This window comes from Microvirga sp. BSC39, assembly GCF_000739015.1.
Classification (GTDB): domain Bacteria; phylum Pseudomonadota; class Alphaproteobacteria; order Rhizobiales; family Beijerinckiaceae; genus Microvirga.
On the sequence record NZ_JPUG01000063.1, the window covers coordinates 45,852 to 64,765 of the forward strand.

At 61.2% G+C, this 18,914-nt stretch carries 20 protein-coding genes; 6 read left to right on the plus strand and 14 right to left on the minus strand.

Going from position 1 to position 18,914, the window contains the following annotated elements:
• Positions 1-237: 237 nt before the first annotated feature.
• From MA07_RS13510 to nac, 13 genes are all read right to left on the minus strand, one after another.
• Positions 238-1,013, minus strand: a protein-coding gene (locus MA07_RS13510; protein ID WP_200879368.1) for an IS5 family transposase whose coding sequence is annotated in 2 segments (ribosomal slippage) — positions 238-716 and positions 716-1,013 — 777 coding nt in all. Because the reading frame shifts where the segments join, the coding sequence is not laid out codon by codon here.
• Positions 1,014-1,507: 494 nt separating this feature from the next.
• Positions 1,508-2,335, minus strand: a complete 828-nt coding sequence (locus tag MA07_RS13515) for an ABC transporter substrate-binding protein (RefSeq protein WP_036351588.1) — start codon at positions 2,333-2,335, stop codon at positions 1,508-1,510.
• A 52-nt stretch (positions 2,336-2,387) separates the two neighbouring features.
• On the minus strand, positions 2,388-3,119 hold the full coding sequence (locus MA07_RS13520) for an amino acid ABC transporter ATP-binding protein (protein ID WP_036351523.1): 732 nt from the start codon (positions 3,117-3,119) through the stop codon (positions 2,388-2,390).
• A 32-nt stretch (positions 3,120-3,151) separates the two neighbouring features.
• Positions 3,152-3,907, minus strand: a complete 756-nt coding sequence (locus MA07_RS13525; RefSeq protein WP_036351526.1) for an amino acid ABC transporter permease — start codon at positions 3,905-3,907, stop codon at positions 3,152-3,154.
• Positions 3,908-3,910: 3 nt separating this feature from the next.
• Entirely contained in the window at positions 3,911-4,612 is a 702-nt protein-coding gene (locus tag MA07_RS13530) for an amino acid ABC transporter permease (RefSeq protein WP_036351529.1), read from the minus strand.
• 5 nt (positions 4,613-4,617) lie between these two features.
• Positions 4,618-5,388 (minus strand): SDR family oxidoreductase, encoded by a 771-nt coding sequence (locus MA07_RS13535; RefSeq protein WP_036351532.1) that lies wholly within the window; start codon positions 5,386-5,388, stop codon positions 4,618-4,620.
• A 108-nt stretch (positions 5,389-5,496) separates the two neighbouring features.
• The gene (locus tag MA07_RS13540; RefSeq protein ID WP_036351535.1) at positions 5,497-6,261 is read right to left on the minus strand and encodes a 5-oxoprolinase subunit PxpA; all 765 of its coding nucleotides are present in this window, start codon (positions 6,259-6,261) and stop codon (positions 5,497-5,499) included.
• Positions 6,262-6,272: 11 nt separating this feature from the next.
• Positions 6,273-6,686: a biotin/lipoyl-containing protein gene (locus MA07_RS13545; protein ID WP_036351537.1), complete on the minus strand. Its 414-nt coding sequence runs from the start codon at positions 6,684-6,686 to the stop codon at positions 6,273-6,275.
• Entirely contained in the window at positions 6,683-7,675 is a 993-nt protein-coding gene (locus MA07_RS13550; RefSeq protein WP_036351540.1) for a biotin-dependent carboxyltransferase family protein, read from the minus strand. The genes MA07_RS13545 and MA07_RS13550 overlap by 4 nt, the downstream gene beginning before the upstream one ends.
• Positions 7,672-8,331: a 5-oxoprolinase subunit PxpB gene (gene pxpB / locus MA07_RS13555; protein WP_036351542.1), complete on the minus strand. Its 660-nt coding sequence runs from the start codon at positions 8,329-8,331 to the stop codon at positions 7,672-7,674. Before pxpB ends, MA07_RS13550 begins: the two co-directional genes overlap by 4 nt.
• Positions 8,328-9,680 carry an acetyl-CoA carboxylase biotin carboxylase subunit gene (gene accC, locus MA07_RS13560; protein WP_036351545.1) on the minus strand — a complete coding sequence of 451 codons (1,353 nt, stop codon included), beginning with the start codon at positions 9,678-9,680 and terminating at the stop codon, positions 8,328-8,330. The genes pxpB and accC overlap by 4 nt, the downstream gene beginning before the upstream one ends.
• Before the next feature lie 6 nt (positions 9,681-9,686).
• Positions 9,687-10,145, minus strand: coding sequence for an acetyl-CoA carboxylase biotin carboxyl carrier protein subunit (locus MA07_RS13565; protein ID WP_036351591.1), 459 nt, complete (start codon positions 10,143-10,145; stop codon positions 9,687-9,689).
• Positions 10,146-10,247: 102 nt separating this feature from the next.
• Positions 10,248-11,219 (minus strand): nitrogen assimilation transcriptional regulator NAC, encoded by a 972-nt coding sequence (nac, locus tag MA07_RS13570; RefSeq protein WP_244445247.1) that lies wholly within the window; start codon positions 11,217-11,219, stop codon positions 10,248-10,250.
• Positions 11,220-11,344: 125 nt separating this feature from the next.
• Between nac and MA07_RS13575 the strand changes: the two genes are divergently transcribed.
• The 3 genes from MA07_RS13575 to MA07_RS13585 all read left to right on the plus strand — a co-directional run bounded on the left by MA07_RS13575 (position 11,345) and on the right by MA07_RS13585 (position 14,259).
• A complete protein-coding gene (locus tag MA07_RS13575; protein WP_036351548.1) occupies positions 11,345-12,010 on the plus strand; it encodes an RraA family protein in 666 nt (221 codons plus the stop codon).
• A 189-nt stretch (positions 12,011-12,199) separates the two neighbouring features.
• Positions 12,200-13,402 carry a pyridoxal phosphate-dependent aminotransferase gene (locus MA07_RS13580; RefSeq protein ID WP_036351598.1) on the plus strand — a complete coding sequence of 401 codons (1,203 nt, stop codon included), beginning with the start codon at positions 12,200-12,202 and terminating at the stop codon, positions 13,400-13,402.
• A 284-nt stretch (positions 13,403-13,686) separates the two neighbouring features.
• Positions 13,687-14,259, plus strand: coding sequence for a biotin transporter BioY (locus tag MA07_RS13585; RefSeq protein WP_036351550.1), 573 nt, complete (start codon positions 13,687-13,689; stop codon positions 14,257-14,259).
• A 73-nt stretch (positions 14,260-14,332) separates the two neighbouring features.
• On the opposite strand, the gene MA07_RS13590 is transcribed toward MA07_RS13585, so the two are convergent.
• Positions 14,333-15,292, minus strand: a complete 960-nt coding sequence (locus tag MA07_RS13590) for a LysR substrate-binding domain-containing protein (protein WP_081928959.1) — start codon at positions 15,290-15,292, stop codon at positions 14,333-14,335.
• 139 nt (positions 15,293-15,431) lie between these two features.
• On the opposite strand from MA07_RS13590, the gene MA07_RS13595 reads away from it, so the two are divergent.
• From MA07_RS13595 to MA07_RS13605, 3 genes are read left to right on the plus strand one after another with little or no spacing between them, the layout of a single operon-like run.
• The gene (locus MA07_RS13595; RefSeq protein WP_036351553.1) at positions 15,432-16,226 is read left to right on the plus strand and encodes a glucose 1-dehydrogenase; all 795 of its coding nucleotides are present in this window, start codon (positions 15,432-15,434) and stop codon (positions 16,224-16,226) included.
• Between the two features lie 48 nt (positions 16,227-16,274).
• Positions 16,275-17,534, plus strand: coding sequence for a ribulose-bisphosphate carboxylase large subunit family protein (locus tag MA07_RS13600; protein WP_036351556.1), 1,260 nt, complete (start codon positions 16,275-16,277; stop codon positions 17,532-17,534).
• A complete protein-coding gene (locus MA07_RS13605) occupies positions 17,531-18,907 on the plus strand; it encodes a four-carbon acid sugar kinase family protein (RefSeq protein WP_036351559.1) in 1,377 nt (458 codons plus the stop codon). The genes MA07_RS13600 and MA07_RS13605 overlap by 4 nt, the downstream gene beginning before the upstream one ends.
• Positions 18,908-18,914: the final 7 nt, after the last annotated feature.

The following is an 18,914-nucleotide window of genomic DNA, read 5'->3' on the forward strand; positions in this document are numbered from 1 at the left end:
TGCCGGGAGGAGAGGCATACGCCTTCGGCTCCGGAAATGCGTGGTTACACAGTCAAGTTGTAGCTGTCTGCGCTAAGGGACATGCCCAGTATCACTTAGATCAAGCCCACGCACGATGGGTGATCGGGACCAGCGGGGCTCCCGATCATTTCCGCACCTTGAACGATGCCGCACCGCTCGCGATCGACTGATCCATTTCCGAACACGTTTCAGGGTGGCCGACCGAGGTTGCTGGAGTTACGTCAACGGCACGGATGCTAGGTCCTGGTAGGTCTTGAGCCAGTCGAGAGCAGCGGTGAGACAGAGTATGCCCATGAACGATGAGGCTGTCTTCTCGTAGCGGGTTGCAACAGCCCGCCACTCCTTCAACCTCGCCCAGAGCCGCTCGACAACATTGCGATTGTTGTAAATCCACTCGGGGCATGCCACCGGCGCCTCATTGGACTTGGCCGGGATCGCCGGTCTCGCACCGAGGCTCCAGATGTACTCGCGGAAGCTGTGACCGGAATAGCCACGATCGGCCACCACCCAGTTCGGCACGTCCGACAGGCTGTCGAGCAGCGGAATGGCGTCAGGCAGCTCGTGCGCCTGACCAGGCGCGATCCGAAACGCGATGGCGCGTCCGAGACCGTCGGCGATCACGCAAGCCTTGGTGCCATAGCCGCCACGCGATCGGCCAAGTGCTTCGCGATCGTCTCGTTGAGCTTGAGAGCCCCTTTTCGGCGCGCTCCGGCGGCTTTCTGATGCGCACGCACACTGGTGCCATCCAGGAATGTCATTCCAAGCTGGGTCCCACGTTCCTGCACCAGGTTTAGCAGACGCTCCCAGACACCCAGGCGAGCCCAGCGGATGAAGGTCTGAGCGGCCCGCCACCAAGGGCCCAGCTCAACGGGCACAGAGCGCCACTTGGCGCCATTCTGATGCCGCCAGAGGATCGCCTCCATCGTGCGACGCAGATCGTGCGGTGGGGTTTTGCCCTTCGGACGGCACTGTTCCACCAAAGGCTCCAGCATCGCCCATTGTGCGTCCGTCAGCTTGGCTCCTCCTCAAACAGGACGAGCAAAACGCCTCCAAGTGCAAAGGGTTCAAGTCATAACAGGCCGTAGTCGCTCGAACACTTCTTCCGGGACAGAGTACGAAATCTGCAATGGTCGAGCGCAGACATGGGCAAGAAGGCCTCTAGCACATCAACCCTGGCGCTGATGCAGAGGCGAACCTCAGGTCAACAGATGCTTCAACCTGTTACGCGCGGGTTCGTGTTCATTTGCCGTTAGATGGATGAAGGGCCATTACTACGCCAAGTCCACTCTCACCCTCAATTGCCTGTCAGTCCTGTCAGTACTGAGTCTCGCATGGGCTTACTGCCACAGGAAACCGACCACAAAGATCTATATCTCGCGACTAGGTCTCGCGACTAGGTGGCCGGCCGGATTGCTCACCGCGACCACCTAGTCGCATCGATCCTGACCGTGTTGGCTTCTTTCACGATCCAGCTATAGCGTCGTAATCAAGGAATCGGGTCGAACTTTAGCTGGGATAGTGGAGTCACCTTGTCGGTTCGGGTCATTTTGAATTCCGTGTTGGGTCCGAGCCACTTATCCCAGGCTGCGTTGATTTCGCCAGCATCATCCATTGCCTTAAGCGTTTCATTAACCTTTGCTAGCAGCGCGGGCTCGTCCTTCTTCATGCCGATACCCGTGGGCTGCAGCACCATAGGCTCTGGGATCATCTTCAGCTCAACACCTCGCGTCTTCGATTCATTAACAAGCTTCGTGATCGTCATGGTGTTTGCAACCATGCCGATCGCTTTGTTCTGTTGAACCGCCATGAAGGCGGAGCCTGTGTCCTGGAATGTTAGCGGTTCGGACCCATTCAACTTGATTGCAAGTTCAGATGTCGACCCTTTCGTCGAAGCGAGCCGCTTACCCTTAAAATCTGCCTTCGACGTTGACGGGTCACTCGCCTTTACGGCCAACATTTCTTTGGCAACATAGTAGGGATCGCTATATTGGATCTGCTCCGCGCGGCTCAGGGTGTAGGCGAGGTTTGCGATCGTCAGGTCGACGCGGCCAAGCTTCACTTCTGGCACCCGTGCTTCAACGGACAACGGCGTGATTTTCGCCTCGACGCCCCAGCGCTTCGCGATCCCTTTGCAGAGATCGACATCAAAGCCGACTAGCTCGCGTGTCTTCGGGTCAGGAGCGGAGAAAGGCGGAACGTCAGCGTACGTCCCGCAGCGAAGCTCCTTACGCGCCATGATGTCTGCAAGCTGGTCGGCGTTCGCGGGCGCCACAAATGCGATAGCAATTGCTGTGACAGCGAGGCCGAACTTCATAGAATTCAACGACATGGTCTATCTCCTCTGGTTATATTTTTGGATCTAGGTTTCAGTGGCGCAGATCGGAAAGGAAACGCTGCGCCCGAGGGTGCTGGGGCCGAGAGAAAAAGCTCTCGGGATCAGCCTCCTCAAGGATGCGGCCGCCGTCCATGAACCAGACACGATCCGCAACTTCCCGTGCAAAACCCATCTCGTGGGTGACGCACATCATCGTCATTCCGTCTGCTGCCAAGGCCTTCATTACGGCGAGGACCTCGCCAACCATCTCAGGGTCAAGGGCACTGGTGGGCTCGTCAAACAGCATCGCGGGAGGCTCCATGGCTAGCGCTCGAGCGATCGCAACCCGCTGTTGTTGACCGCCGGACAACTGGCCCGGATACGAGCCGGCCTTTGCTGCCAAACCGACGCGATCAAGGAGTTGCAATGCCTTCTCTCGAGCGACTTCCCGCTTGACGCCATTGACTGTGACTGGCGACAGCGCAACGTTCTCGAGCGCCGAGAGGTGCGGGAAGAGATTGAAGCTCTGGAACACGAAGCCAATGCGGCTCCTGAGATGATTAAGTTCCTTGCTGCGCATCTTGGCGTGCACGTCTTGGCCATCAAAAAGAATGGAACCAGATTGGATCTCTTCAAGCCTGTTGATAGTTCTGATCAATGTAGACTTCCCGGAGCCGGATGGTCCGCACACCACTACAACCTCGCTTCGTGCCACGTCGGCGTTGATGTCAACGAGCGCCTGAAAGGATCCGTAGTTTTTGTTGACATTCGAAAAGCGGATCATGGGTGGGCCTCCCGCGGGCAGACGATCAATGGTCATGGCTCGACCGTAAGTGTTTGGGGCTGTAATTCGACGGGTAACGTACCGCTCGTTGTCCCGGCACGTTTGCGCGCAATCCGTCGTTCCAGAACAGTAGCAGCATGGGACAATGTCCAGCATACGAGGTAGTACACAAGTGCCAAGATGAAGAAGACCTGAAAAGGCTTTGTGAGAAGTTGATTATTGATCTGGTTTGCAGCGAACGTGAGTTCTGGAACGTTGATCACGTACCCCAAAGTCGTCTCTTTGATCGTCGAGACGAATTGGCTCAGGATGCTCGGCATCATGTTGTAAAGAGCTTGCGGGAGGATAATGTACCACATGGCTCCAAGGTAGCTGTGGCCTAGCGCGCGCGCAGCATCCATCTGACCACGGCCGAGAGCCATAATCCCGGCTCGCACGACTTCACTCAGGAACGCTGCCTCATAGATAACTAGGGTTACGAGCATCGTCACGAACCCAGGTATATTCGCGCCGATGAGCACCGGGACCATGAAATAGACCCAGAGGATTAGCATCAGCAAAGGCACGCCCCGCGCAATGTAAACAAGGGCAGTCGACGGCCAGAGCAGGAATGGCGAGCGAGACATCCGGGCGAGCGCCAGCAAGACGCTGAGGGGGAAAGCCAGCGCAATACTCAACACCGACAGGATCAGGGTCGCTGCAAAACCGCCTAGCGGACCATTGGGATACTGCCCGATCAGCAGGAGAAGCCAGTTATCCTGAATAATAGAGAGGATGTCCCACAGCACTGGTCAGCGCTCCCCCTTCAGCACTGCTTGGCGGCTCAGTGCTGCTCCGGCAGACATGATCAACAGGGAGCAAATCAGGTATGCAATTGTCGCGATGAGGTAGACCTCGAACGTTCTGAAGCTCTGGTTTTCCACTTCCTTGACAGCGTGCGTGAGCTCGGCGACCCCGATCGCCATTGCAAGGCTGCTGTTCTTAAAAAGAGAGACGCTGTGATTGATCAGCGCGGGCAAGGCGTTGCGGAAGGCTTGCGGCATAAGTACGTAGCGCATCGTTCCAAAGAAGCTGTGGCCGAGCGCGCGGGCCGCCTCAGATTGTCCAGCCGGGACGGAGCGAATGCCAGAGCGCAGATCCTCGCTAAAGTAAGCGGCCTGGCAAAGCCCCAGCGCGATGACGGCGAAGATGGCCTCCGCGCCATGATCGGAAAGCCAGTATTGTAGTGCCTCGGGCAGTATGCTTGAGATACCGAAGTACCACAGCATGAGTTGCACCAGGGTCGGAACATTGCGGTGATAGGACACGTAGGCTGCGACAGCTCGATCAGCGAGGCGGCTAGGAGAGAGCCGGATGATCAGCAGCAGGACGGCGAGAGTCATGGCAAGAAGCCACGACCCGGCAGCAATCACCAAGGTCATCTCCAACCCGTGAAGAAGCATGCGCCCGAAGTCCGGGTTCATGAGGATCGCCGTGAGATCGAACCCGGTCATTGCCGCTAACCCGCCGTCACTTGTCGGTCGCCTTTTGTCGCGGGACGAGCCGTCTGGAGGCCGCCGAGCACCTGGAGAGTTGGCGTGATCTCCATGTGACCAACATTCATGGATACGGGCGCCGCAACGGCGAAGGCGATTGCCTCAGCAATGTCAGCTGCCTCCGGCAGTTCAAAACCTTCGATGAAGCGCTCCCGGATCTCGGGTGTGTCCCCATGAACATGCGCAAAGATGTCGGTGGCCACGCGCCCGGGACAGATCTCTGTGACGCGAACCCGGTGCCCGAAAGCGTCAATACGCAGCTGGCGGGACAGCATGCTGACCGCAGCTTTGGTCGCATGGTAGGTCGAGTTCCCGCCGAAATTGTAGGCTCCGGCGATCGACGAGATATTGATGACATGGCCGCGATCGCGCGCCACCATGCCGGGAACGATGAGCCGGCAGAGATGGAGCACGGCCCGTGTGTTCACATCGACGAGCAGGTCGATGTCCTCGGGATCCGCCTCGAGGAACTTCTTGGGACGGTCGACGCCCGCATTGTTGACCAAGATGTCGAACTGGACTGTCTCCGCGAGGCTTGCGAGCTTTTTGCGATCCACCACGTCGATGACATGTGCGATGCATCCGGTCCTTTCCGCAAGGCGTTCCAGCGGCTCTCGACTGCGGGCGATCGCATGGACCTCCAAGCCTTCGCGGCGGAACCGCTCGACCACGGCGGCGCCAATCCCCGAGGAAGCGCCAGTCACAAGAGCTGTCTTGTAGTCAGAGAAGGGCATGAGTGTCCTCGCTGGTTGATATAACTTAGGAGAAGTTAGCCAGCAGACGCCAAGACCGTTTGTGTTTGTGGCGATAAGCTGTTCTTATCTTGAGGCGTCTGAGCACGGCTACGCCATCTGGGACACGGGCACGACCCTCCCACCAGCCTGCTCGATTTCCATGCGGATTTTGCGAGCGAGCGATAAGGCGCCAGGCGTATCCCCATGCAGCAGGATGCTGTGAGGACGCATCGGCAGGTCCTCTCCGTCATAAGTTATAACAGTTCTCTGCTGTAGAACTTGTCGAACACGGTCTAGAACCTTGGCCTCGTCATGAATAACCGAGCTCGGCATCCGGCGCGGAACGAGAAGACCTAACTTGTCATAGGCCCGGTCTGCGAGAAAGGTGGTCGCGACGCGCAGTCCGCAGGACGCCGCCGCATTCTCAATAGCCTGGCTCGTTGAGGAAACGATGATCAGTTCAGGATTGAAGCGTGCGACTGCGGCAACAAGAGGTGCTGCGACGGTGGGATCTGCGGCCGCCATGTTCCCGAGGGCACCATGGAAGCTCATGTGGGTCATTCTGTGCCCCACCGCCCGCGCGATGCCCTCAAGCGCTCCAAGCTGATAAATCACCATTGCAGCCAACTCTTCCGAGTCGATCTGCATCGGCCGTCGTCCGAACCCTTGCATGTCGGGAAAGCCGACATGTGCCCCGATGTCGACCCCGCGTTCCAGGGCTGCCTTGACCGTTCTTTCCATAATCAGCGGATCGCCCGCGTGAAAACCGCAGGCGAGGTTCGCCGACGACAGCACATCCAACAGTGCATCGTCGTCACCGATACGCCACTGGCCGTAGCCTTCAGCAAGGTCTGCATTGAGATCGATTTGCATAGGTTGGCCCCTTAAGGCTTCAGTGCGACGAGCGGATCGCCATAGCCGACGAGCGAGCGGTCTGGCGCAATGATCGAGGCCACAATCCCGTCGCGCGGAGAGAGGACGGGTAAGAGAATGGGTCCGACCTGTAGAAGCCCCAGCGGCTGACCGGCCGCCACTGGCTCGTTCGGCTCTACCAGCGCCGCCTCTTGGACAGGGTGAGCATGCAGGAAAAGCCCCACACTCAGCGATAGGGCAACATCAGGTTGGCCTCTTGCCGGAACGGCTGCATCCCGCACAGAGCCCGCCGACCCAGCTCGCCTGCTTCTAGCCTTAACACTGCGCCTCAGGCAGATGCGATAATCCGGGCCTGTCAGCTCGTACGTCGCGATCCCCGCCTCGGAGATCCAGGCTGCAATTTGTGGAATGTCTGAGATCTTCATGAGCTCGCCTTCCGGGCTTTCGCAAGATCGAGACACCGCGCTACTTCGGACAGCCATCGAGAGACCTCGTCAAGGGCGTGCAGTGCCCCATCCCAGTCTGTCTCGATGAAGCGGATGGAGCTGCCGATCGGGGCCTGCCCGAGCCGCCAGAGATCCGCCTCGATGACGGTTCCGATCTTCGGATATCCGCCTGAGGGCTGGGCATCGCACATCTGCACGATCGGCTGGCCGCCGTGCGGCACCTGAATGACCCCGGGAACGATGCCATGCGAGCGCAGCTCCATGGGAGCAACGGGCTCAAGGACAGAACCGGACAGGCGATACCCGTAGCGGTCGCTCTGGGGCGTTACCTTCCACGGCTTCAGCCACAGATCGCTCTGGGACTCCGGTTTGAAGCAGTGGTATTCGGCGGCCGGCAGAACCCGGGCCGCTGGCAGGCCATCCACTATCAGCGGCAAAGCGAATGACGGCGGCACAATACTGGTTCCGTCCGACGCGCGGCGTGCGCCGTTGGGCTGGCCGAAAGGCAGCCTGTCTCCCTGCTGCAGCGCCCTCCCCTCAAGACCGCCGATGGCTCCACGCAACTGTGTGGACCGAGACCCCAGGACGATGGGAACATCGATGCCGCCTGCCACGCAGACGTAAGCACGAGATCCCCGCCAACGGGCAGATCTCGTCAGCCCAAGGCGCAGCACCGAGCCAGCTTTCGCTTGGATGCTCGACCAAGGAAGGATGACTTTGCCATCAATCGATGCTTCGCACGTTGCACCGGTCAATGCGATCTCGGCTTCACAATCAAACCGAGCTTCGAATGGAAAGACCTGAATCTCGATCGCAGCAGCATCCTCACTGTTGCCGAGCAGTAGGTTGCCGCAGGCGAGTGCAAGCCCGTCCATCGCGCCGGCGGTGCCGACACCCCATTTCAAAGCACCGAAACGCCCGCGATCCTGTATGGTCGTGAGCGCGCTTTTGGATAGGATTTCCATCATCGGACCACCTCGACGATGCGGAACCGAATACTGTCGCCTGGCTGCAGCAGGACGGGTGGATCGCGGGACGCGTCAAAGAACGTCGTTGATGTCGTGCCGATCGTATTCCAGCCACTGGGACCGGCCGAGGCCGATACGCCGGTCTGGGATCCTCCAATCGAGACCGCGCCGCCCGGAAGCTTCAGCACCGGCACCTTCCTGCGCGGTGTGGCGATGCGTGCGTCCATCCCGCCAAGATAGCAGTAGCCGGGATGGCTTCCGATCGCGTAAACGGGATAGAGCGGACTGGCATGAATCTCGGCAATTTCGTGCGGGCACAAGCCAGTATGGGCGACGACATCCGCCATGTGCGGCCCCCCTTCCCCTCCATAGACGACTGGCAGCTCAATCGTGCGCCCCTGTAGGATCATTGGTGTCGCTGCGTCCCAGGCGGAGTGCAGACGTGTCTCGAGCGGCGCAAGCGACCGCGGCGGCACCGAGAAGCTCACGAGGAGGTTGTTGACGCCGGGTACGGCTTCGCTCACTTCCGGCCAAGTATCCACCTCACGGGCAAGCGACCAAATCCGCCATTGTGTCGTCAGGCTGGTCTCGCCCGGTGCTTCGAAGAGAAGCGCTCTGGTGCCCAGCAGGCTGATTTGGGGCTCCTTCACCATCATGCGGAGGCCTCGGCTTTCAGCAATTGCTCAAGATAATGGATATCGAACCCGCCCTCGATGAAGCCTGGCTCGTCCAGAATCCTTCTGTGCAAGGCAAGGTTCGTGGCGACACCCTCGACCCTCATCTCGGACAGCGCCACCTTCAACCGCGCCATTGCCTCGTGCCGGGTCTGTCCATGAACAATGAGCTTGGCGATCATCGAGTCGTAGTAGGGCGGTACGGCCGCTCCCGCGGCGATGTGACTGTCGACTCGCACGCCAGGCCCACCCGGAACGTCGAACCGTGTGATCTGCCCCGGGGATGGTGCGAAGGTGGTGGGATCTTCGGCATTGATCCGGCATTCGAAAGCGTGACCGTGGCAGGAGATATCAGCTTGGCTAAGGGTGAGGGCCTCGCCGCGTGCAACCCTAATGCCTTCGGCCACGATATCGATTCCGGTGGTCGCTTCAGTCACTGGATGCTCGACCTGCACCCGCGTATTCATCTCGATGAAGAAGAATTCCTCTTGCTCGACCAGGAACTCGAAGGTGCCGACACCCTGATAGCCGATCCGCCGGCAGGCCTCGACACAGCGCTCGCCGATCCTGGCGACGAGGCCGCCCGGCAGGCCCGGAGCTGGGGCTTCCTCCAATACTTTCTGATGGCGGCGCTGGAGGGAGCAATCGCGACTGCCGAGCCAGAGTGCCGTGCCATAAGCGTCAGCCAGCACCTGGATCTCGACGTGGCGCGGATGCTCGAGAAACTTTTCGGCATAGATCTCTGGATTGCCGAAGGCGCGGCGCGCCTCCTCGCGAACAAGCGCAAACGCATCGGCAAGCTCCGAACGGGACCGGACGACTCGCATGCCGCGACCGCCTCCTCCGCCTGCCGCCTTGAGGATCAACGGAAGGCCGATCTCACCGGCGACCGATTGCAAAGCCTCCAGGTCGTCGGGCAGGGCTCCCTCTGAGCCGGGCACGCACGGCACGTTTGCCTCGCGCATGGCACGCTTGGCTGCAACCTTGTCGCCCATGGTGCGAATGCATGCCGGGCTCGGCCCGATGAACGTCAGACCTGATCGGGCGACGTCGTCGGCAAAGGCGGCATTCTCAGACAGGAACCCATATCCGGGATGAATGGCTTGTGCACCCGTCACCTCCGCAGCAAGCAAAATCGCGGCACCATCGAGATAGCTCTTCCCTGCCGGAGCGGGGCCGATACACACGGCGGTATCCGCGTATTTCACGTGGGGGGCATCTCGGTCGGCCTGCGAATAGACGGCGACCGTCCGCAACCCAAGCGTTCGGCAGGCCCGCTGGATCCGAAGGGCAATTTCGCCGCGATTGGCTATGAGAACATTGTCGAACATTGGCGCTCAAACGATCCGCAGGAGGGACTGGCCGGCGGCGACTTCGTCGCCGGTCGTGACGAACACAGCGTCGATCACGCCATCCCGTTCAGCCGTAACAGGATTGAACATTTTCATAGCTTCAACAGTACAGAGAGTGGTGCCGGTCGTGACGGCCTGGCCCACGGCCACGAAGGGCGGCGCATCCGGCGAAGGACCCAAATAGACAATCCCGGACAAGGGGGCGGTGACATCGTTCGTGGAGGCTGCGGATTTGACGGACGCCGGGGACTCGCGACGAGAGGAGTCCGGGCGAGTGTGCGTCACAGTCGGTGTTGACGCTGCCCCACTGGTTAAGGGCGCGGACCCCATGGCCCCCGTCTCGCGCGTCAGTCGCAGAGTCCAGCCATCCTTGCTGACCTCCACTTCAACAAGGTCGGATGCGCTCATCGCATCGATTAGTGCTTTGATCTCGTCGAGTGTCATGAGGATCACCGGTCCGTCACCGTGACGGGCCTATGTTCCTGACGCTAGCAGCCGCTCAAAAGGGAGGCCAAGACAGATTGTCTCTGTGCCCATAAGAGCAGCTTATGCTCTCTTGAGGACGCCTTCCTCTTGAGATGAGAGCATATTACCGGGCAGTTCCCGAACAAGTTCCAGCAGAATCAGCCTGATCGCGGCGGCTGGCTCGGACAGAGGAAGGTGGTCCGATTGGCAGAGTGCCAGGGGCACCTCAATGGCGGGATCAACAATCCGCGCATGCCACGCCGATGTGGACTCCACAACCTGCTTCGCCATTGAGCCGGGCAGGACCGTCACGCCCATTCCTGCCGCGATCACGGAAGCCAGCGTGCTCGCCGACTCGATCTCGGCGACGACGCGAGGGACAAGCCCTATACCAGCGCACGCCGCGTCCACGACTTTGCGGACCACATTATAAGGGCGAGGGAGGAAAAGATCCATTTCGCCGAGCCGTTCGAGAGGCACGGGATCCAACGGAGCCGGGATGCTGCTGGGGCCCACCAAGTAGAGGCTTTCGCGCAGAAGAGGCTGGAACGTGAGCCCGTGCACCGACTGCCCCCCGCCGTACAGCACGGCGAGATCCATTCTGCCGTTCATTACGAGTTCCGAGAGTGTGGTCCCATAGGTCTCGTTGAGGTAAAGCACGACCCCGGGATGACGGCTTCTTGTGGCCACCAGCAAAGGCATGGCGAGGCCAGCGGCAGCGGTGCCCGGTGCAAGGCCGACGGACACGGCGCCGGAAATACCCTCTCCGGCGGCCCTCATATCAACCCGCGCCTGATCGCATTGCCGAAGAATGAGCTGAGCGTGGCGATACAGGACCTTGCCTGCCTCCGTCGGCGTCACGCCCCGCGGCGTGCGAACCAGGAGCTGTTGGCGGACTTCGGACTCCAGTGTTGCCAATTGCTGGCTCAAAGCGGGCTGAGCCACGTGAAGGATATCTGCCGCCTGTGTCAGATTGCCGATATCGACAATCTTCACGAAGTACTGGAGGCGTTTGAGGTTCATGATCCGATCACCGCTCCCGGCACTGGACATGATCTGGGCTCCTCCCACTCGCGAGCCATAAGATTTTCCTATGTTGGCAGACTGAACTTGTCTTGGCTAGTCTCCGGGCGTCCCGTTAGCTGTCAGGGATCAATTAGAGATCCGTGAGCTGACAAATGACAAACAGCATTAGGAAACACCCCTCGGCTCCATCGGCCGATCCTGAGCTCATCGCAACCCTGAAACAGATCCCAGTCGCTCTTCTCAGTGACCAGCTGCAGCGCAACCGGGGCAGCACCGGGCTCCAACCCTATCATCACCCTGCCCCGCTGGCGGGCACTGCGGTGACGGTGCGGACGCGAGCTGGCGATAACTTGGCAATTCTGCGAGCTTTCGACATCTGCAGGCCCGGCGATGTGCTCGTGATCGACGCCGACGGGGATATCGCCAATGCGCTTGTCGGCGGGATCATGACATTCTATGCCGCAAGCGTGGGCGTGGCCGGGATGGTCCTCGATGGCGCCATCCGCGACGTTGCCGAGATCCGCGAGCGTCCTTTCCCCGTGTACGCCAGAGGCGTCAATCACCGAGGTCCGTACAAAGACGGTCCCGGGGCAATCAATGTCCCTGTATCTGTTGGCGGGATGGCAGTTTGCCCCGGCGACATCGTCGTCGGCGATCAGGATGGGCTTGTCGTGCTCTCTCGCGAGGAGGCGCCGACCGTTATCGAGAAGGCTTTTCTTCAGAAGCAGAAGGAAGAAGAGACCATGCAGGCTATCAGAGACGGCAGATGGGACCGCTCGTTTGTCGACGCGCTGGAAGCACGCAGCATCAACGTGTGATGCATCTGCTCGGATCGAGATGCACGAAGCCCGATCCAAGATACCGACGAGAGCGTCCGCGTGGCGGCTTACCCCATAGAGGCATGCGACGTGAATTTCCCCAATAGCTGACGCCGCAGGATTTTTTGCGAAGCAAGCGCTGGTAACAGCTGCCTTTGACTAAAGGCAGGATTAACAAGGACAATGACGATGCTTCAACTCGCAAGCCGTCTCCAAAATGTGAAGGTTTCTGCATCCGCAGCCATGACGGACAAAGCACGTGAGCTTCGCTCACAGGGCGTTCAGATCGTCAGCCTGTCATCGGGTGAGCCTGACTTCGCGACGCCGCAGCATGCAATTGAGGCAGCCCACCAGGCCGCACTAGCGGGCGACACCAAGTACCCCGCCCAACCAGGCACCGCAGCGTTGAGGGCTGCCGTTCAGCGCAAGTTCAAGCGGGAGAACAATCTGGATTACACGCTTGATGAGATCCTGGTCGCCAACGGGGGCAAGCAAATCATCTTCAACGCACTTCTCGCGACGTGCAACCCTGGCGATGAAGTTGTGATTCCCGCGCCCGGTTGGATTACGTATGCTGATATAGCACTCTTCGCCGAAGCGACGCCCATTGCTGTGCCCTGCCCTGAGAACAATCACTTCAAACTTCGGGCTGATGATCTTGATGCTGCGATTACGCCAAGCACCAAGTGGCTCATCCTGAACTTTCCTAATAACCCAACTGGTGCAGCCTGCACTCGCACTGAGATGCGAACCATCGCCGATGTGATGCTGAGACACCCCCATGTATGGATTCTAACCGACGATATTTACGAGCACCTTACCTATGATGGCTTCGAGTTCTGCACGATTGCAGAGATCGAGCCTAAACTTAAGAATCGCGTGCTGACTGTAAACGGAGCTTCAAAAGCCTATGCAATGACGGGGTGGCGCATCGGTTACTGCGGCGGCCCAAAAGAATTGATAGCTGCGATGAACAATGTTCATGGACAGGCAACGGGCGGAATTTGCACGCTAAGTCAGGCCGCAGCAGTTGCGGTCTTAGAAGGGCCCCAGGATCTTCTGAGGGAGCGCGCCGACGTCTACCGTGACAGGCGCGACTTGGTCGTTGAACTGCTCAACGATATCCCGGGTATCACCTGTCATAAGCCAGAGGGCGCATTCTATGTATTCCCGAACATCGCCGGCTGCATCGGCAAGACGACTGAGCGGGGGCGCCGTATTGAGTCCGACACGGACTTTGTCTCGGCACTCTTGGAAGAGCAGCATGTCGCCACGGTGCAGGGTAGCGCCTATGGCATGAGTCCCTACTTCAGGATCTCCTATGCCACGGACACAGAGACTTTGAAGGAAGGGTGCCGTCGCATCTCACGCTTCTGCGCAGCTTTACGCTGAGTTGAAGGCTTACCTGTGACAAGCCCGGATGAGCATCATTGCACCGGACAGGTTGTGCACGCAGTAGTTTGTGAGGCGAAGCGAAGGGCGGGTATCCGCCTGCCAAGCCGCGGTCTGCGTTTGGGCAGAGGCATCCTGCAATCAGGCTGAAATGCGGCCGCTCACAACGGGATGCAGGTCAACAGAACCTATCGGAGACGGAGAGTAGATCACCCCTGCTCCTCCTCTCCTGGCTAAGTTTCCCTGCCATGTAGAAGACCCAGCTACCCTCAAGGAGTTAACAGATGACAGCAATAACCGCCTCGGTTACGCCACTCGACCGGCTGTGGCCACGAACGGCAGGGAGCAATGCCCTGCGCACCGCTACTCTCATCCTCCTCGGAACCGGGTTGCTGGCCCTGTCTGCACACATCCAAGTCCCCTTCTGGCCTGTGAAGCTCTCCTTGCAAACTTTCGTGGTGCTCGTCATTGGCATTGCCTACGGCAGCCGTCTCGGCGGGGCGACGATCGTGGCTTATCTCATTGAGGGTGCGACTGGCTTGCCCGTGTTCCAGAGCGGTGCCGGCATAGCCTACATGATGGGTCCAACGGGAGGTTTCCTCCTCGGGTTTGTGCTTGCCGCGGTCGTGATCGGACATTTCACTGAGCGCAGCATGCTGAACCGATTTCCGACAGCCGTTGCAGCCCTCCTGATTGCAGAGGCAGCTATTTACATTCCCGGAGTAGCTTGGCTGGCGGTCCTCTTCGGTCCTGCAAAGAGCATTGCGTTCGGTCTCACACCCTTCCTGGCCGGTGAGGCTCTCAAGATAGGACTGGTCCTTGCCCTTGTTCCCGCTATTCGGCGGATGACTCAATAACTAAGGAGCCTCCCCAACTCGAGGAGATATCACCTCTTATGTGCTGACTAGAGCATCGGACAGGAAGGTGGATTTAAGAGGTTTCCGTCGGGGCTGCCGACGCGGTCGTCACCCGCTGACCGTCCTCGGCATCGGCCGCGGCTCCGGTCCCAGTGGCGGCATGACGCGTCATCTCGTCCTGAATCCATCTTGAAAGGCGCCGAACATCCTCACGCGCGCGGACATGCGGTGCGATCCAAAGATGCAGCTCGTGGGGTCCCGGGACGAACCCGACAGGAGCGACCAGATGACCTCGCTCGATCTGGTCCGCCACCAAGATGCGAGGTGCAACCGCGATGCCCAGGCCGTAGGAGGCGGCCTGGATCAGCAGATAGTGGTGCTCGTACGTCTCATGCGCCCGGAGGTTCAGGTGCGATCGGCCGATCATGGTCAGCCACTCGGACCAGGCGTCGGGGCGCGTCGCCGTGCCCAGGATGCGTGCCCGCGTGAGATCCTCCGGCTTGTGCAGTTCCAGACGCTCCGCGTAGTCAGGGTGGCAGATAGGACCGACGTCCTCGCGCAGCAGCGGCCTGACGATCACGTCCTCCGGTGCGTGGTACGTGCTTAGGCGGATCGCTAGGCTCACCTCCTCCCGGACGAAATCCACCGCGCCGTAGTTTATATTGAGGCGGACCTCGATCGCGGGATTGTCGCGCTTGAACGTCCGCAGCCGGGGAATGAGCCAGTTCATCGCGATGGTCGCGGAGCACGACAGGGTCAGCGGCCCCGGGGCAAGGCGCGCCACGCCTTGATGCATGAGCTCGAAGGCCTGTCCCAGATTGACGGCGAGCTGGGAACCCGCCGGCGTCGGCGCGACGGATTTCGGCAGCCGGAGCAGGAGCGGTAGGCCGAACTGGGCCTCCAGCTCCCGGATGTGCCGGCTAACGGCGCCATGCGTGACGCCGAGTTCGGCTGCCGCGGCCGACATGCTGCCCAACCGCACCGTCGTCTCGAAGGCACGAAGGGCATTCAAGGGCAGGCGGGGTAGCGGCATGGCACGGGTCTCGGCAATCCCTTGGTGTCAGGAAATCTCACACCATCCTGCGCCGATTTGCAATGTCGCCGGCCAGGCGCTGCATGTAGGGTTGCTCCAATCAAGAAAAAATCGACCTTATCAGACCGGGAGTTACGCCATGACGGAACGGTTGAAGGACAAGGTTGCCATTGTCTTTGGAGCCGGATCCGTTGGACCCGGCTGGGGCAACGGCAAGGCAACAGCCGCCCTGTTCGCCGCCAACGGCGCGCATGTGATCTGCGTCGACATCGACCAGGATGCCGCCGAGGAAACGGCGGGCATTATCACCCGCGAGGGCGGGCGCGCTTCGGCCCGCTCGTGTGACGTCACCGCCTCGGCCGCCGTTTCCAATCTCGTTGCTAACGTCGTGCGTGAGCACGGCCGCATCGACGTGCTCCACAACAATGTCGGCTATGCCACGATGGGCGGCCCAATCGAGCTCGACGAGGCCGCATGGCAGCGGACCTTCGACCTCAACGTCAAGAGCTGCTTCATCTCCTGCAAGCACGTGCTGCCGCACATGCTGGAGCGGAAATCCGGCGCGATCGTCAACGTCTCGTCGATCGCCGCAATCCGGTACACGGGCTATCCCTATACCGCCTACTACGCCGCCAAGGCGGCAGTGAACAACTTCACCATGGGACTGGCCCTGCAATACGCCAGGGACGGCATCCGCGTGAACGCGATCATGCCGGGCCTGATGAACACGCCGCTGATCTTCCAGCAGATTTCCGGGCAATACCCTGATGCCGATGCCATGGTGGCGGCCCGCGATGCCGCCTGCCCGACTGGCAAGATGGGTACGGCCTGGGACATCGCCAAGGCGGCACTGTTCCTGGCCTCGGATGATGCAGCCTACATCACGGGCGTCAGCCTCCCAGTTGATGGCGGGCTCAGTTGCCGCGCGGCCTGAGGCCCAACCGACGCCTCGCACCTCACCCCTTTTTCGTCAGGAACGACCATGCTGATCGATCGCTTCGAAGCTGACTACCTCCTCGAGACCCCGATCGCTCCCGAACGTGCGGCCGAGATCATCGCCGGCGAGCAGTCGAGCGGCACCTTTGTGGAGGTTCCCGGTGAGACGCCCGAACTCAAGGAGCGGTCGGCCGCCCGGGTGACCCGGCTCGTCGTCCTTGACGAGCCAGTCGCACAGCGCTCCCTCCCGTCGGCAGTCCCGCCGAAGCCCGGCGAGCGCATCACTCGGGCGCTCATTACCCTGTCATGGCCCTTGGCGACGATCGGCCCTTCCCTGCCGAACCTGGTCGCGACCGTGGCCGGCAACCTGTTCGAGCTGAAGGATGTCAGCGGCCTGCGCCTGCTCGACATCCGCCTGCCGGCCGCTTTCGGCGCAGCTTATGCCGGTCCCCGCTTCGGGGTCGACGGCACACGCCGGCTTGCGGACGTTCACGGCCGCCCCCTGATCGGCACCATCATCAAGCCCAGCGTTGGTCTCGACGCCGAGGCAACGGCCGCCATGGTCAAGGACCTCTGCGAGGCCGGGATCGACTTCATCAAGGACGACGAACTGCAATCGGACGGCCCCAACTGCCCGTTCGACGAGCGTGTGCGAGCCGTGATGCGCGTCATCAACGATCATGCGGACCGGACCGGCAAGAAGGCGATGTATGCCTTCAATCTCACCGGCGAGCTCGACCAGATGCGGCGCCGCCACGACCTTGTCCGGGATCTCGGCGGCACATGCATCATGGCGAGCCTCAACTCGGTAGGGCTCGTCGGCATGATCGAGCTCGGCCGCTTTTCGGAGTTGCCGATCCACGCGCACCGCAACGGCTGGGGCTACCTCTCCCGGCATCCGCTGCTCGGCTGGTCCTATGTCGCCTGGCAAAAGCTGTGGCGACTGGCCGGCGCGGACCACATGCACGTCAATGGACTGCAAAACAAGTTCTCCGAGGACGATGACAGCGTGATCGCCTCGGCCCGGGCCTGCCTGACGCCGATGTTCGACGACAAGCCATGCACGGTGATGCCGGTATTCTCCTCCGGCCAGTCGGCGCGGCAGGTTCCCGGGACGTACGCGGGCCTGAACTCCACCGACCTGATGGTGACGGCCGGCGGCGGCATCATGGCCCATCCGGACGGTCCCGCGGCCGGCGTGAGGGCCCTGCGGGAGGCATGGGACGCAACGATCGCCGGCATTCCGCTCGAGGAGCATGCACGGACGCATCCCGAGCTCGGTCGCGCCCTGGAGATGGCCGCATGAGCCCGCACCGACCTCTGCCGGAAGGACCCCTCGTGGGGTTCTACGGCGACGACTACACGGGGTCCTCGGCCGCGATGGAGGCGCTCGCCTTCGCCGGGCTGGACACCGTGCTGTTCCTTGCCCCTCCGACGCCGGAGCGCCTGAGGGCCTTCGGTGCCTACCGCGGCATCGGCATTGCCGGCGTCGCCCGTTCACGCAATCCCGACTGGATGGACCGGAACCTGCCGCCGGTCTTCGAGCTGCTGCGCTCGCTCAACGCTCCGGTCGTGCACTACAAGGTTTGCTCGACCTTCGATTCCGCCCCGCATATCGGCTCGATCGGGCGGGCCATCGACATCGCGGCCGGACTGTTCGACGGCTGGATCCCGATGATCGTAGGCGACCCGGGAATGGGCCGCTTCCAGAGCTTCGGGCACCTCTTCGCGCTGGCGCAGGGCAAGGGATACCGGCTCGACCGGCACCCGACGATGTCCAAGCACCCGGTCACCCCCATGGACGAGTCCGACCTCGGCCGTCACCTCGCGAAGCAGACGGACAAGGCCATTGGTCTCGTCGACTTCGTTGCCATGAAGCGAGGGCAAGCCGATGCACGCCTCGCCGATGCTCTCGCCTCCGGCGCGAGGGTCGTGTCCCTGGATGTGCTCGATGAGGAGACATTGATCGAGGCGGGCCGCCTCGTCTGGGAACGCGGTGCCGCACGGGTGTTTACTGTCGGCTCGCAGGGCCTCGAGGCTGCCCTGGCAGCCTACTGGCATGCCTCAGGGTTGCTGCCGGAGAAGACGCCCGCGTCACCCGTCGGAAGCGTTGACCGCATCGCCTGCGTGTCCGGTTCGGTCTCACCGGTCACGGCGAGCCAGATCGCCTATTCGATCATCCATGGCTTCAGCGGCATCCGCATCGACGCGGCCCGCGCGGTGGATGAAGCAGCGTGGGAGAGGGAGATCGCGTCGGTGACGCAAGAGGCTCTGCGCGTGATCTCCGATGGCAGCAACCCGCTCGTCTTCACCGCAACCGGTCCGGACGATCCGGCTGTGGCCGCCCTGCGGCAGGCGGTGGCGACCGCCGGCGTCTCGGCCGAGACCGTGAACGACCGGATCGGCTCCGGCCTCGGCCGCGTCCTCGACTCGGTGGTCCGCGAAGCCAAGCTGAGGCGGGCCGTCATCTCCGGTGGCGACACCTCGAGCCACGCAGCCTCGATGCTGGGGATCGATGCGCTCACGGCCGTCGCCCCCGTGGCACCAGGCTCCCCCCTGTGCCGCGCCCACTCTACCGATCCCACCCGGGACGGGTTGGAGATCGCGCTCAAGGGCGGTCAGGTCGGCGGGGACGATTTCTTCTGCGCCGTACGCGACGGGACATCACAACGAGCTTGAATGACGG

Excerpts from the sequence above, each read along its gene's own strand:
- MA07_RS13600 (WP_036351556.1), top strand. The coding sequence starts at position 16,275 with ATGCTGATCGATCGCTTCGAAGCTGACTACCTCCTCGAGACCCCGATC.
- MA07_RS13540 (WP_036351535.1), bottom strand. The coding sequence starts at position 6,261 with ATGCAAATCGATCTCAATGCAGACCTTGCTGAAGGCTACGGCCAGTGG.
- MA07_RS13590 (WP_081928959.1), bottom strand. The coding sequence starts at position 15,292 with ATGCCGCTACCCCGCCTGCCCTTGAATGCCCTTCGTGCCTTCGAGACG.
- accC (WP_036351545.1), bottom strand. The coding sequence starts at position 9,680 with ATGTTCGACAATGTTCTCATAGCCAATCGCGGCGAAATTGCCCTTCGG.
- MA07_RS13580 (WP_036351598.1), top strand. The coding sequence starts at position 12,200 with ATGCTTCAACTCGCAAGCCGTCTCCAAAATGTGAAGGTTTCTGCATCC.
- MA07_RS13535 (WP_036351532.1), bottom strand. The coding sequence starts at position 5,388 with ATGCCCTTCTCTGACTACAAGACAGCTCTTGTGACTGGCGCTTCCTCG.
- MA07_RS13515 (WP_036351588.1), bottom strand. The coding sequence starts at position 2,335 with ATGAAGTTCGGCCTCGCTGTCACAGCAATTGCTATCGCATTTGTGGCG.
- MA07_RS13530 (WP_036351529.1), bottom strand. The coding sequence starts at position 4,612 with ATGACCGGGTTCGATCTCACGGCGATCCTCATGAACCCGGACTTCGGG.
- MA07_RS13550 (WP_036351540.1), bottom strand. The coding sequence starts at position 7,675 with ATGATGGAAATCCTATCCAAAAGCGCGCTCACGACCATACAGGATCGC.
- MA07_RS13575 (WP_036351548.1), top strand. The coding sequence starts at position 11,345 with ATGACAAACAGCATTAGGAAACACCCCTCGGCTCCATCGGCCGATCCT.
- MA07_RS13520 (WP_036351523.1), bottom strand. The coding sequence starts at position 3,119 with ATGATCCGCTTTTCGAATGTCAACAAAAACTACGGATCCTTTCAGGCG.
- MA07_RS13605 (WP_036351559.1), top strand. The coding sequence starts at position 17,531 with ATGAGCCCGCACCGACCTCTGCCGGAAGGACCCCTCGTGGGGTTCTAC.
- pxpB (WP_036351542.1), bottom strand. The coding sequence starts at position 8,331 with ATGATGGTGAAGGAGCCCCAAATCAGCCTGCTGGGCACCAGAGCGCTT.
- nac (WP_244445247.1), bottom strand. The coding sequence starts at position 11,219 with ATGTCCAGTGCCGGGAGCGGTGATCGGATCATGAACCTCAAACGCCTC.
- MA07_RS13585 (WP_036351550.1), top strand. The coding sequence starts at position 13,687 with ATGACAGCAATAACCGCCTCGGTTACGCCACTCGACCGGCTGTGGCCA.
- MA07_RS13565 (WP_036351591.1), bottom strand. The coding sequence starts at position 10,145 with ATGACACTCGACGAGATCAAAGCACTAATCGATGCGATGAGCGCATCC.
- MA07_RS13545 (WP_036351537.1), bottom strand. The coding sequence starts at position 6,686 with ATGAAGATCTCAGACATTCCACAAATTGCAGCCTGGATCTCCGAGGCG.
- MA07_RS13595 (WP_036351553.1), top strand. The coding sequence starts at position 15,432 with ATGACGGAACGGTTGAAGGACAAGGTTGCCATTGTCTTTGGAGCCGGA.